Annotated in this window: 11 protein-coding genes and 1 tRNA gene; 7 read left to right on the forward strand and 5 right to left on the reverse strand. The window is 43.8% G+C overall.

What is annotated here, in order from left to right:
* The first annotated feature begins 64 nt into the window (after nucleotides 1-64).
* From JRG66_RS13380 to JRG66_RS13400, 5 genes are all read left to right on the forward strand, one after another.
* A complete protein-coding gene (locus JRG66_RS13380) occupies nucleotides 65-1,237 on the forward strand; it encodes a trans-sulfuration enzyme family protein (RefSeq protein ID WP_265163272.1) in 1,173 nt (390 codons plus the stop codon).
* 98 nt (nucleotides 1,238-1,335) lie between these two features.
* Nucleotides 1,336-1,734 carry a transposase gene (locus JRG66_RS13385; protein WP_265163188.1) on the forward strand — a complete coding sequence of 133 codons (399 nt, stop codon included), beginning with the start codon at nucleotides 1,336-1,338 and terminating at the stop codon, nucleotides 1,732-1,734.
* Nucleotides 1,735-1,742: 8 nt separating this feature from the next.
* Entirely contained in the window at nucleotides 1,743-2,573 is an 831-nt protein-coding gene (locus JRG66_RS13390; protein WP_265163273.1) for an IS3 family transposase, read from the forward strand.
* Nucleotides 2,574-2,719: 146 nt separating this feature from the next.
* The gene (bshB1, locus tag JRG66_RS13395; RefSeq protein ID WP_265163274.1) at nucleotides 2,720-3,436 is read left to right on the forward strand and encodes a bacillithiol biosynthesis deacetylase BshB1; all 717 of its coding nucleotides are present in this window, start codon (nucleotides 2,720-2,722) and stop codon (nucleotides 3,434-3,436) included.
* Nucleotides 3,437-3,499: 63 nt separating this feature from the next.
* Nucleotides 3,500-3,575, forward strand: a tRNA-His gene (locus tag JRG66_RS13400).
* A gap of 166 nt (nucleotides 3,576-3,741) precedes the next feature.
* Here the strand turns inward: JRG66_RS13400 and JRG66_RS13405 are convergent.
* Entirely contained in the window at nucleotides 3,742-4,770 is a 1,029-nt protein-coding gene (locus JRG66_RS13405) for a M28 family metallopeptidase (protein ID WP_265163275.1), read from the reverse strand.
* 167 nt (nucleotides 4,771-4,937) lie between these two features.
* Between JRG66_RS13405 and JRG66_RS13410 the strand changes: the two genes are divergently transcribed.
* Nucleotides 4,938-5,375, forward strand: coding sequence for a CBS domain-containing protein (locus JRG66_RS13410; RefSeq protein WP_265163276.1), 438 nt, complete (start codon nucleotides 4,938-4,940; stop codon nucleotides 5,373-5,375).
* A 199-nt stretch (nucleotides 5,376-5,574) separates the two neighbouring features.
* Here JRG66_RS13410 and JRG66_RS13415 read toward each other — a convergent pair whose 3' ends face one another.
* The gene (locus JRG66_RS13415) at nucleotides 5,575-7,938 is read right to left on the reverse strand and encodes a GH92 family glycosyl hydrolase (protein ID WP_265163277.1); all 2,364 of its coding nucleotides are present in this window, start codon (nucleotides 7,936-7,938) and stop codon (nucleotides 5,575-5,577) included.
* Between the two features lie 428 nt (nucleotides 7,939-8,366).
* On the opposite strand from JRG66_RS13415, the gene JRG66_RS13420 reads away from it, so the two are divergent.
* The gene (locus JRG66_RS13420) at nucleotides 8,367-8,834 is read left to right on the forward strand and encodes a hypothetical protein (RefSeq protein WP_265163278.1); all 468 of its coding nucleotides are present in this window, start codon (nucleotides 8,367-8,369) and stop codon (nucleotides 8,832-8,834) included.
* A gap of 402 nt (nucleotides 8,835-9,236) precedes the next feature.
* Here JRG66_RS13420 and JRG66_RS13425 read toward each other — a convergent pair whose 3' ends face one another.
* The 3 genes from JRG66_RS13425 to JRG66_RS13435 all read right to left on the reverse strand — a co-directional run bounded on the left by JRG66_RS13425 (nucleotide 9,237) and on the right by JRG66_RS13435 (nucleotide 13,641).
* Nucleotides 9,237-9,458, reverse strand: coding sequence for a YgaP family membrane protein (locus tag JRG66_RS13425; protein ID WP_265163279.1), 222 nt, complete (start codon nucleotides 9,456-9,458; stop codon nucleotides 9,237-9,239).
* A 109-nt stretch (nucleotides 9,459-9,567) separates the two neighbouring features.
* Complete coding sequence (locus JRG66_RS13430) at nucleotides 9,568-9,873, reverse strand: hypothetical protein (RefSeq protein ID WP_265163280.1); 306 nt, start codon at nucleotides 9,871-9,873, stop codon at nucleotides 9,568-9,570.
* 510 nt (nucleotides 9,874-10,383) lie between these two features.
* Complete coding sequence (locus JRG66_RS13435; RefSeq protein WP_265163281.1) at nucleotides 10,384-13,641, reverse strand: efflux RND transporter permease subunit; 3,258 nt, start codon at nucleotides 13,639-13,641, stop codon at nucleotides 10,384-10,386.
* Nucleotides 13,642-13,708: the final 67 nt, after the last annotated feature.

A 13,708-nucleotide genomic window follows, 5' to 3' on the forward strand; every position in this document is an offset into this window, starting at 1 on the left:
TTTTTGGCAGCCCGTCTTTTTCAGTAATTATTTTTATCTTGGAGAAGAATTTTTTCCAACAATTATGACTCAGAAAAAACCCGGTCTCAATACCATTTGTACCCACGTGGGCGAGCTAAAAGACGAACAATTTAACGGGGCTGTTTCCCCGCTGTACATGTCAACTTCTTATGCGTATGAAGATGTGGAGGTGAAACGCTACCCCCGTTATTTTAACACGCCCAACCAGCAGGCACTGGCGCAAAAAATGGCCGCGCTTGAACATGGGGAAGCTGCGCTTATCTTTGGCAGCGGAATGGCTGCGGTAAGCACTTCGCTTTTTGCCTTTTTACAGAAGGGAGATCATGTGGTGCTGCAAAAAACGCTCTATGGCGGCACGACTAACCTGGTGGTTGAGGAATTTGAGAAATTTGGCATCGAATATTCCTTTGCAAAAGATCTTTCTGCGGAAGCTTTTGAAAACGAGCTTAGGGAAAACACGAAAGTGGTCTATATTGAAACCCCGTCTAACCCCTTACTTACGGTGACTGATATTGAAGCCGTGGCAAAGCTCGCAAAAAAGCGGGGGCTGGTGAGTATGATCGATAATACGTTTGCTTCGCCCGTAAACCAGAACCCGATCGATTTTGGGATTGATGTGGTGATACATTCGGCTACAAAATACATGGGCGGGCACAGCGATATTCTTGCCGGAGCCGTGATCTCTTCGGAAGAAAAAATCGACAGGATCTTTCAGCTGGCCAAGAATTTCGGCGGAAGCCTTAGCGACTACACCGTATGGCTCCTGGAACGCAGCCTGAAGACCATGGGGCTAAGGGTGAAGGCACAGAATGAAAATGCACAAAAACTGGCCGAATACCTCGAAAAGAATGAGTGGGTGAAGAAGGTCTATTATCCCGGATTGGCTTCTCATGAAGGGCATGAACTGGCAAAGAAACAAATGCACGGGTTTGGCGGAATGCTGTCTTTTGAACTGAAAGATCTAGATTCTCAGGCGTTCATGAAGTACCTGAAGCTTATCAAACCCTCTATGAGCCTTGCCGGGGTAGAGTCGACCATTCTGTCACCTGCCAAAACTTCCCACGCCCTACTAACTGCCGAAGACCGCGCAGCACAGGGAATAAGTGATAAGCTGATGAGATTTTCGGTAGGTATCGAAGAAGCCGAAGACCTTATTGCCGATATTGAACAGGCCCTGGAGGAAACGAGGAAAGATAAGGTTGATGTACGGCTGTAATGTTTAGTGCTCAGTGTTCAGTATTCAGTGCTCAGTGGTCAGTGCTCAGTGATCAGTTTGTACGTCCCTGATATAGGTTGACCATAAAATCAACTTACATGAAGTCAAATATTCGATTGCTCAGTAAACATCGGAAGTTCTCCGATGAGTTCAAAAGACAAATTGTGAATGATTATGAAAGTGGCAGGTACAGTGTATTTCAACTGTCTAAGCTTCACGGAATGTCACGGTCTATGATCTATAACTGGATTCATAAATTTTCTACCTTTAACGAGAAAGGTTATAGAGTTGTAGAAATGAAAGACAGTAGCAGTAAAAAGATGCAAGAGCTGGAGGCCAAAAACAAGGAACTGGAAGCAGCTTTAGGGCGTAAACAGATACAGTTGGATTATTTAGAAAAGATGATCGAACTGGCTAAGTCAGAACTCGATATCGACATTAAAAAAAACTACAGCACCCCACAATCAACTGGTTCAGGAAAAACAAAGAAAAAGTGAGTTATTCCATGAATCAATTCTATGAAGGCATTGGGATCAGTAAACAAGCTGTCCATCAATATGCTAGAAGACAAAGAATTTTTGATCATCGTTTGATGGAATTAATGTCTGAAGCTGATGATATTCGTAGAGATCATCCTGGTTGTGGGGTGGAAAAAATGTACTATACTTTAAAGCCTGATTTTATTGGGAGAGATCGTTTTGTAGAGACTTTTATGCAATTAGGTTATCGTCTCAAAAGAAAGAAGAATTATAGACGCACAACCATTGCCGGTAATATCTACTATCCGAATAAAATTAAAGGAATAAAGATCAATGCACCTTCGGTAGTATGGCAAAGCGATATTACTTACTATCGGGTAGGAGACAAATTTTATTATGCAGTATTTATAATTAATGTTTACACCAAGAAAATAGTCGGTTATGAAGTCTCTGATCATATGAGAGGGACAGCAAATTTAAAAGCTTTGAAGATGGCTTTAAAAGAAAACAAAGCTCCTAAGATCCATCACTCAGATCGAGGAAGCCAGTATACGTACAAATCTTATACTGAACTCTTACAATCAAATACGACCACTATAAGTATGGCCTTAAGTGCTCAGGACAATGCATACGCCGAGAGGATCAATAGAACAATAAAAGAGGAGTATCTGGATCACTGGAAGCCACAATCCTTTAGCCAACTCAAGAACCAGGTGAACAAAGCAGTAAAAAATTATAACACCAAAAGATCCCATGATCATTTAGAGAAAAGAAACCCTGAAGAGTTCATTAGTTATTGGTCAACCCTCAAAACAGAAGAAAGACCAATTATTACTATTTTTGATAATGAAAATTAATATCTAAAACCGGTCAACACTAATCAGGGAAGTTTAGAAAGTTTACTGAAAAAAGCTCCGGCTGATTAAAATAGAGAAGAGTAAATAAAAAATTTTCGTGTATTTGTGGCCAAAGATTCACGAACAAAACAAGAAAGATTACAAAAATGAAATTAGATATACTTGCCATTGGAGCGCACCCCGATGATGTGGAACTGAGTTGCTCGGCGACTCTTGCAAAAGAAATATCGCGGGGCAAAAAAGTGGGTGTACTCGACCTTACACGGGGGGAACTGGGAACCCGCGGCACGGCCGAAATAAGAGACAAAGAAGCTGCCGATGCGGCAAAGATCCTTGGGCTGGCCATGCGAGAAAATCTGGAATTCAGTGATGGTTTTTTTGTGAATAACGTATCCCATCAGCTTGAGATCATAAAAGTGCTGCGGAAGTACAGGCCCGAACTGGTTTTGTGCAATGCGATAGATGACCGGCATATTGACCATGGAAAAGGGGCAAAACTGGTAGCGGATGCCTGCTTTTTAAGCGGGCTGCGTAAAATTGAAACCATTCACAACGGAAATTCGCAGCAAGAATGGCGTCCAAAGAATGTTTTTCACTACATACAATGGAAAAACCTCACCCCAGATGTGGTGGTAGATGTTACAGGCTTTATGGACAAGAAGTTAGCCTCTGTTAAAGCCTATCGTTCCCAGTTTTGGGACGAGAACAGTAAGGAGCCTGAAACTCCCATCTCAAGCAGTAATTTTTTTGACAGCATCACCTACAGGGCCAGGGATTTAGGCAGGCTGATTAATGTAGAATATGCTGAAGGATTTAATGTGAACCGACATGTGGCGGTAGATTCGCTGTTTGACCTCCTGTAAAAAATTCAATTTTTTTCTTTTGTAAAAGAAAGGAATTATACTACATTTGCATCCGATTAAAATGGTGGTCGTAGCTCAGCTGGTTAGAGCGCTGGATTGTGGTTCCAGAGGTCGTGGGTTCGAACCCCATCTTCCACCCATAAAGCTTCTTGTGAAAACAGGAAGCTTTTTTTGTTTAAGGGGTTTTTATAAACATCCCTTCCTTGCAGAGGGGTGGGTGAAGAGACAGAATAAAAAAACCTAACAGGTTTTTGAAACCTGTTAGGTTTGGGTAATTATAGAAAATAAAACTTTACCAGTAACAGTTATTCTCCTGCTTCAGTCAAAGTTGGTTTGTCAACATAAGGCCGGGTTTCGCGGTTGGCAATTTCCCAGGCGGTAAGGAAAACAAGTTTAGCCCTTTTTTCCAGGAGGTCATATTCAATTTTATCGGGAGTATCGGTATGACGGTGGTAATCTTCATGTACTCCGTTAAAATAGAAAATGATTGGAATATCGTGTTTTGCAAAGTTGTAGTGGTCACTTCTGTAGTAGAACCTGTTTGGATCATTTTCATCATTGAAAGTATAGTCCAGGTTGAGGTTGAGGTATTTTTCGTTTACAGCTTCGCTTAGTTCATGTAGTTCTGTACTAAGTTTGTCGCTTCCTATAAGGTAAACATAGTCACCTGCATTTTCCATGTCTTCTCCTATACGCCCAATCATATCAATATTGAGGTTGGCTACCGTGTTGGCAAGAGGGAACACAGGATTTTCAGTATAAAAACTTGAACCTACCAATCCTTTTTCTTCGCCGGTTACGTTTAAAAACAGGATAGAACGCTTAGGGCCAAACCCGTCTTCCTGGGCTTTTTTGAAAGCTTCAGCAATTTCGAGAATGGCAACCGTGCCCGAGCCATCGTCATCGGCACCATTATAGATCCTACCTTCGTCATCAATTCCCACATGGTCGTAATGGGAGGAGATCACCAGTACTTCTTCAGGTTTACTGCTTCCTTTGATATAGGCCAGGACATTTTCGGTATCTTTTACATTTCCGCGGGTGAAATAACTTCCGGGAACTTCCTGATAATAATCATCATTGCCAATAGGAGAGGCGATATCAAGACTCTGATATTCATTTTTAAGATATTCAGCAGCTTTTTTCTGGCCAGGCTCTCCTGTTTCTCTTCCTTCAAATTCGTCACTTGCAAAGGTGTACAGGTGATCTTTTAATTCTTTGGAAGTGATGGTGCTGGCATACTCCATTGGGTTGGCTTCCGAAATGTCTCGTGACTGCTGCGCTTTACAGCCAATGAGGCTTACAGCAAGAGAAAACAATAAAACTTTTTTCATATTAAATGTTAGGGATTAAAATAAAGATGGCAATATAAGAGATTTCTAAGAATTCTTCCATTCCGCGCCTAATTCCAAAGCATTTTTCAATAAAGATTTCCCCGTCCTTAATTCAGAATGAGACAGAATTGTTGTATTTTTAAGTAGCTGCTTTAAAATAAAAGCCCATGAAAAATGATGTTCCGGTTTCCCAGATAATGACCAAGAATATATTGCGTCTATCGCTGTCTGACAATCTTTCGACAGCTGAATCTCTTATGAAGAAAAACCATATAAGGCACCTTCCCGTTGTAGAGAATGAGCATATAGTGGGGATGATTAGTCTTAACGACCTGCTTAGGATCTCATTTGCCGATGCAACCGATGGCGGAGGGGATGATGTTGAAACTGCGGTATATGAAATGTTCACGGTGGAGCAGGTGATGACGCAGAAGGTAGAGTATATTTCTTCAAATCACAGCGTGGCCGATGCGGCCAAATTATTTTTGGAACACGAATTTCACGCCCTGCCTGTAGTAGATGATGATTGCCTTACCGGGATTGTGACCACTACAGATGTGATAAGGTTCTTTCTTGAAAATGAAATGACCAAAGAGACTAAATAAAAAAGTGAGAAGAGTACAGTAGGGGGATACGCTTCTCACTTATAGTGCCTTTGCAGGCAAATATTTATAACCAAAATAAATCATTTCTTAGTATAGAGAAATGTGTAGATCGTGGTTTAACCTGTATTTAACAAAAGATGTAAGAACTTTCGACAAATACAGCTAAAAAATGCCCTTTTTGAGAGGAAAGCCAAAAAAATTATTCATATAACTTCCGGTTTGGAGTATTCGCCATATAGAATTTTAATTCCCCTCCCTTCATAATTTCAGCATGTTTTATGAATGGAGTTTGTAGTTGTTTCCCGTTTAGTTCTACTTTTTCTACGAATACATTTTCTTCACTCTGATTTTGGGCGGTGACCTTAAAGGTGTTTCCGTTGTCGAGATTTATGGTAGCCTCATTAATGGCAGGGCTACCCAGGGCATATTCTTCGCTACCTGGTGCCACGGGATAGAATCCTAAAGCACTAAAAATGTACCAGGCGCTCATTTGGCCAAAATCGTCATTTCCGCCCAAACCGTCGGCCCCGGTTTGATACTGATCCTTTAAAACCATCCTGATCTTATCCTGGGATTTCCAGGGAGTATCTGTCCAGTTATACAAATAAGCCACGTGATGGGAAGGTTCGTTACCGTGCACGTAATTTCCGATAATTCCTTCTCTCGAGATATCTTCGGTGTTTTCGAAATATTTATCGGGAAGCTCCATGGTGAACAGGGAATCGAGGTGCTGAGAAAATCTTTCTTTGCCGCCCATCATTTCAATCATTTCAGCAGGGGCGTGAGGCACGTATAGGCTGTAGTTCCAGGCGTTGCCTTCAATAAAGCCCTGCCCATGGGTGTCTAAAGCATCAAATTCTTTCTTAAAGCTGCCGTCACTAAGTTTGGGCCTCATAAAGCCCGATTTTGGGTCGAACACATTTTTATAATTTTCAGACCTTTTCATAAACTCTTCAAATATGTCATTTTTGCCCAATTTTTTTGCGGCCTGTGCAATGGCCCAGTCGTCATAAGCGTATTCCAGGGTTTTTGATACCGAGGCGCCATTTTTGTCCTCGGGCACATAACCCATGTCCATATAATATTGCAGGCCGTCGTAATAACCTGTTTTTGCAGTTTGCACCATCGCAGCCAGTGCCCGTTCCTGGTCAAAATTAGCATTGCCTTTTACAATGGCATCTGCAATCACCGAAACACTGTGGTAGCCTATCATGCACCAGTTTTCATTGGCGTAGTGTGACCACACCGGCAGCATGGAATGCACACTCTGGTCGTAATGTGCCAGCATGGCTTTTACCATATCGGCATTTCTTTTGGGCTGGAGCACGTTGAAAAGCGGGTGTAAGGCCCTGTACGTATCCCAAAGGGAAAAGCTGGTGTAGTTGGTGAAACCTTCTGCCTTATGGATTCCCATGTCAATTCCCCGGTACCTTCCGTCGGTGTCCATATATTCTGTTGGCCCTAAAAAGGCGTGGTACATGGCCGTGTAGAAATTGACCATATCTTCAGGTTTTTCAGTCTCTACAATTACTTTGTTGAGCTCTTTGTTCCAGATTTCCCGGGCTTCAGTTTTTACCTGCTCAAAATTCCAATGCGGCATCTCCTTCTTCATATTCTGCAAGGCTCCTTCAGCACTAACCGGTGAGATCGCCAGTTTGATGTTCAGCTTTTCATTTGTTTTCATGTCGAAATCAAAGTACATCCTGATCTTTTCCCCGGCTATCTCCGGAAAATTCTCATCCTGGTCAAACTTCCTCCAAAATCCGTTGTAAGGCTGCCTGTCATAACGTTCCCTTCCGTAGTTGTTTATGGGTTTGCTGAAGGAGAGCGCAAAATACACTTTCCTGGTGCGGGCCCAGCCATTGGTTTGGCGATAACCGGTCACCAGAGTGTCATTTTCGACCCTCACAAAAGTCCACACATTTTTATCGTCATAATTATAAATGCCCGAAACCAGGTCTAATATAATGTGCGATTTGCCAGCTTCCGGAAAGGTGTACTGGTGCATTCCCACCCTGCTGGTAGCGGTCATCTCGGCTTTGATGTTGTAATCTTCGAGCAAGACGCTGTAGTAACCGGGTTCGGCAGTTTCGTTGTCGTGAGAAAATCTCGAACGGTAGCCACTATCGGGATCAGCAGCTGTTCCGGGGTTAAGTTTGAGGTCTCCGGTGGTGGGCATGATGAGAAAATCCCCAAGATCTGAATGGCCGGTCCCACTAAAATGAGTGTGGCTAAAGCCAACTATGGTCTCGTCATCGTACTGGTAACCTGCGCAGTACTTATAAACATCGGGGTTGTACTTGCCATCAACGGCATAGGGAATGGTATCGGTGTCGGGGCTCAGCTGAATACTCCCAAATGGCAGGGTAGCCCCGGGATAGGTGTGGCCCATCTTTGCCGTACCTATCATAGGGTCCACATATTGTGCAAGATCCTTTAGCACAGTTTGCCTGTTACTACCGGTTTCACGGGCAGATGATTGCTTACAGGAGTGCAGTAAAACTGCGGAAACTATTAAAACCCCACCCAAAAGGAGTTTTGAGCCTGACAATTTTTTTCTCATTTTGATGCTGTTTCTGGACCCGTTTCATGGAAAGGAAGTAAGAAAAATTTTTAGCAGGTCCTTTTTGGTTAGACATAGGTTAGCTGAAGCACGAGGCTTCAAAGACCCGTGGTTTTTATGCTGAAAATAAAGCCAAAACATTCCGGGGCAGGTCAAAGTTACAAAAATGAGACTAAGGGCACCGGTATTTTTACTTTGTAAAAAGCCGATTCAGTTTTTCCTTGAGCTTAATGAGATCATCAACTTCCAGCTGGGTTTATAGCAGGCGTTTTTCCAGTTCTTCAGAAATCTGCGCCGCCTGTTCCTGAAGTTTACATCAATTACACTGTGAATGTTAACGATATTTTATATCCTAACAGATATTTTTTTCAGTGCAAAAAATTACATTTAGGCAGGAAAACTAAATCCCTTTAACTAACCTGAAAAATTTGAAAAAGCTGCTATCTCTTGTGCTGATGCTAAGTTTGATCTCCTGCAAGAGTTCTCATGTCGATACATTTGATCCCAGCGGAACTTATAAACTCGGGAATTTTGATCCAGAATCGGCTGATGATATTAAAGGGTATTTCGGGGAAATCCAGGTTAAACAAATAGCTGCAGACAAGGTTGCCATGACGTTTATGATCAATAAGGGCGCACCCGCTTACAATTATGGGGCTTTTATGGACACCTTAAGTATTGAAAATAAAGTCGCGATTTACAGAACCCCTGAATTTGATGAGTCCTGTACGATCACTTTCAGGTTTGACCCTGAAGGGGTGAAGGTACATGAGGAAACCGATAATTACAATTCAGGTTGCGGCTTTGGCCATGCCGTTGTGGCCAATGGATATTTCAAGAAGACTACTTCGGAAATTCCTGTGCTAAGAAATCCCATGACCGGAGAAGAACTCTGAAATATGTAAGCAGGCTACGTGAGTACATTAGGTATTACTCCAAAATACCTTTCAAAAATGGCATTTTTGAAGGCTGATGTTTTGTTGCAGCTTAAAGAAAAGCGGAATTTAACTTCAGAATTTAATCCCCCTTTTCCTCATTTCTTCGGAAAGCTTACCGGGTATCTTGCGGCAGCTGCAATTCTTAACATGATCCAGGTGCCATTCAATACGCTGATCTATTGTTGGATTCTCGGGCATTTTGTGCTTTTCATGCCATTCTTTGTTGAGTTTTGCTTTCATGGCTTAAAGTCCTGTTTACTATCTATCAATTTCTTCATAAAAATAGGAAGGCGGCCGTGAGTGTTTCATGCAATTTGTCATATTCAGAAAAATTTCAGCTGCAAAACTTCAGAATAAACTTTAGCTATTGACCTGCGAATTGTTTTGTTGTGGTTTTTCATCCCTAATGCCGAATTTTTTCAGGATATCTTCCATCAAACACCATTTTGTAAGGGAAGACTGTAAAAGGTTGACGCCCACAAAGGCCGTAAACCACAGCCAGTTGATATTTACATATACAGCCAGTAAAAGGCTGATGAGGATAAATGTACCGGCGATGCCACGTATGACTCTGTTTAGCATAATTTCTAATGTTTATGGTTTGTTGTTCATGGTTTGTTGTTTGTTTTTGTTCAAGAAAAATTCCCGGTAAAAACATGAACTTCCCTGAGTCTTGTTTCTTGTCTCTTGTTTAAATTGATCTTTCAATGGGTAAGACCACTGCCCGCACGGGATTATTGGTTTCCAGTTTTTCATTGTACTCCTTCAGGTACCTGAAAAGCTGGGTTATCTTTTCCTCTTCGGTAAAGGAGAACAACATGACAGATTCATTGCCGCCCTTATCCCCCGGAAACCAGCTCTGGGTCGCGACCAGGGAATTTCCGTTCTTGTAGCCATCAATTTCCGAAGAACTAAAGGCTTCAATATTTGCTTTTATGAACAGCTTAAGTACGTCTTTGTGGAAGGCGACTACGCTGGTAACTATTAGTAGTTTCATTTTTTTAGTGTTTATGGTTTATTTACTAGGAGAGCATCAAGTTCTTTTTACTCCCTTTGGTCGTTAGTAATTTCCTTCTTTTCGTAATTGTTCATTTTTTTGTTGTGCATTCCTCTCCCTTCGGTCGTCGGATGCAATAAAAACGAACCAAAAAAAGGACACTTTTTTGATAGGTGTTTCCAATTTTGCTCCCGCAAATTGGAACCGTGCTTCCCCGGCTAAATTTTCTCCAAGGCTTCAAAAATTTTTAACGCCGGGAAAGCACTACACTTACAAAAAAGAAACTACACGACATGTTCAGTATTTCATATTGTTCTTTCATTGTTGCTACACTTTCCGCCTCCTCCTGACACTTCGGGATAGGGCAGGGGTAAAGCAGAAAGAGATCTTATCTCAGTCATCCCACACCCCCGCCTCTCCTAAAGGGAGAGGAGCTTTAGGGGAATTTGGAATTTGGTGCTTGGAATTTGGTACTTTTAAAACCACTGTCCACAATTCCTAACTCCTAACTCATAACTCTGCACTCGACACCTCAGTTTCCCGTTTCTCAATAAGCTCAGTATTCTCCCTATCCACATACTTCTTCCTTTCGATCATATAATACACCAACGGCACTACTAAAAGCGTCAGAAAAGTGGAAACAATCGTTCCTCCCATCAGCGAGATGGCCAGTCCCTGGAAAATCGGGTCGAACAGGATTACAAAAGCTCCGATCACTACCGTACCTGCAGTCAACAGGATAGGAGTGGTCCGCACGGCTCCGGCTTCGATCACGGCCTGCTTCAAAGGAATTCCGTCTTCCAGTCGCAGGTTCACGAAGTCAATGAGCAGCACCGAGTTCCGCACCATGATCCCGGCCAGGGCGATCATTCCAATGAAGGAAGTGGCGGTAAAGAAAGCGCCCATGATCCAGTGGCCAAGTACGATCCCGATCAGGGATAGCGGAATGGCCACCATCATCACAATAGGAGCTTTGAAGTTCTGGAACCAGCCTACGATGAGGATGTAAATGATCACAATCACTCCCAAAAATGCAATTCCGAGGTCACGGAACACCTCCAGGGTGATCTGCCATTCGCCATCCCATTTCACCGTGTAGTCATCTTCATATTCCGGCTGCCCCATATATAGGTCACTGATCTCATAACCTGCAGGCAATTCGATCTCCTTCAGTTTTTCTTCCATTCCGAGGATAGCGTAAACCGGACTTTCCAGTTCTCCCGCCATGTCGGCCAGCACATACACCACGCGCTTCTGATTCTTCCGGTAGACGCTCTTATCCCTGATCACTTCTTTTGGCTCTACCAGGTCGGCAATAGGAATCATTTGTCCCTTTTGGGAAGCGATGTTGATCTGCATGATATCCTGTACAGAGGATTTCTCCTCTTCATCCAAAGTCAACACGATCCCTACCCGCTGGGTAGCTTCCTCATCATACAACTGCGTAATGGCTCTTTCTCCCAAAGCAGAATTCAGCGTGTAAACGATCTGCTGAGGTGCGATCCCGTACAACATCGCCTTTTCCTTATCTATCTCAAATTCATATTCTTTTTGATCGGCTTCTACCATCCAGTCGATATCCACCACGTCATCAGTGTTGTGAAGTATGGTCTGTATGCTGTCTGCCAGTGCGATCTGAGTTTCATAGTCAGGTCCGTAGACTTCCCCGACTATGGTGGACAACACAGGAGGTCCGGGCGGAACTTCCACCAGCTTGATATTGGCTCCATATTTTTCTCCTATGGCCTGAATATCGGGACGCAGCAGTTTTGCAATATCGTGGCTCTGCAGGCTACGGTCTCCTTTCGGCAGCAGGTTCACCTGAATATCGGCAGTGTTGCTCGCTCCACGCAGGTCATAGTGACGTACGAGTCCGTTAAAAGTAATTGGCGCAGAAGTACCAATGTATGTCTGGTAATTCACTACCTGCGGACTCTGGTTCAGGTATTGACCTACCTCTTTGGTCACTACGGCTGTACGCTCCAAAGTTGTTCCTTCGGGCATGTCGATCACCACCTGGAATTCATTCTTGTTATCAAAAGGCAGCATCTTCACCGCCACATCTTCCGTAAAGAACAGGGCTACAGATCCTAATAACAGGAAGGCAGTAAAGCCAAGGAATCCCCAGCGGATCTTCTTATTGTCTATAAGCGGCTCCTCAAAGCGCCTGTAGATGCGATAGATCATCGAATCCTCGATACCTTTTTCAGCTTCTTTTACAGGCTTTCCTTTTTTCTCTTTTTCACGCAGGAAGATGTAACCCAAATATGGTGTTATCGTAAGTGCCACAAACAGTGACAGGATCATCGCGATAGAAGCTCCAATCGGCATCGGGCTCATGTAAGGTCCCATTAATCCGCTTACGAATGCCATTGGCAGTACCGAAGCGATCACCGTAAATGTCGCCAGGATAGTAGGGTTTCCTACCTCGTTAATGGCATAGAGTGCGGCCTGTTTGAAGGGCAGGCGCTTCATCTTAAAGTGCCGGTGCATGTTCTCGGCAATAATGATCGAGTCATCCACCACAATACCTGTAACAAATACCAGGGCAAAAAGGGTGATCCTGTTCAGGGTGTAATCGAGCATATAATAGCTGAGCAGCGTAAGGGCAAAGGTGATAGGTACCGAAAGGAATACTACCAGTCCGCCGCGCCAACCCATGGCCAGCATCACAACAAGGGTCACAGCTATGATCGCGCCTATAAGGTGCAGCAATAATTCTCCTACTTTGTGCGAAGCGGTTTCGCCGTAGTTACGGGTCACTTCCACGTGTACATCTTCAGGAATAAGGTTTGTTTGCAGGTGTTCCACTTTTTCCAGGATCACATCGGCGATCTTCATCGCATCAGCTCCCTTGCGTTTGGCTACAGATAAAGTTACGGCAGGATATTCTGCGGGATAATTTTCCGAAGTATCTGTTGCTTGTCCATATCCAAAGGTCACGTATGACTTTGGGATTTCCGGCCCGTCCTGAACCATTGCAATTTGCTTCAGGTAAACCGGCTGATTGTTATTCACACCCACGATAAGGTTCTCCACATCCTGCGGAGATTCAAGAAAGCTTCCGGTGCTTACCAGAACTTCGCTGTCGTTTCGGTCAAAACTTCCGGAGGAAAGCTGCTGATTGGAAGCCTGGATCTTTTCAGCAACCCCTAGCATATCCACTCCGCTGGCAGCCATCCTGTCTTTGTCGAGCACCACGCGCAGCTGCCTGTTACGGCCGCCAATGGTTTTTACAATAGAAACATCTTCCACCTTTTCGATCTCGTGGCGCAGCTCATTGGCAATTTGGCGCAGCTGGTAATCATCATAATTTTCGCTCCACAGCGTAAGCCCCAGTACGGGCACATCGTCAATAGCCCGGGTCTTCACCAGCGGCTGGGTAACATTCGGCGGGAACTGGTCCATATTCTTCATGAGCTCGTTGTAGAGCTTCACATAAGAACGTTCAATATCCTCGCCCACGTAGAACTGCACGATCAACATCCCCTGTTCTTCCATGGAGGTAGAGTAGACGTACTCCATACCCGGAATATTCGAAACCATCTTTTCCAGGGGCTTGACAATGCGCTGTTCCACCTCGGTAGGGCTGGCACCCGGGTAACCTACAAAAATGTCGGCCATGGGCACGTCGATCTGCGGCTCTTCCTCGCGCGGAATTAAGAACGACGCATAAACTCCCACGATCATGAATACGATCATGAGCAGCACCGTCAGTTTCGAATTTATAAAGCCTTTGGCAATCTTGCCTGCTAATCCTTCTTTCATATTTTTAATATCAATTTGGGCGTGCCCCGCCTTCGCTTTGGCTTCGGCGGGTCGGGCTTTCGGCGCT

The sequence above is a fragment of the Salinimicrobium tongyeongense genome (assembly GCF_026109735.1).
GTDB classification, from domain to species: Bacteria; Bacteroidota; Bacteroidia; order Flavobacteriales; family Flavobacteriaceae; genus Salinimicrobium; species Salinimicrobium tongyeongense.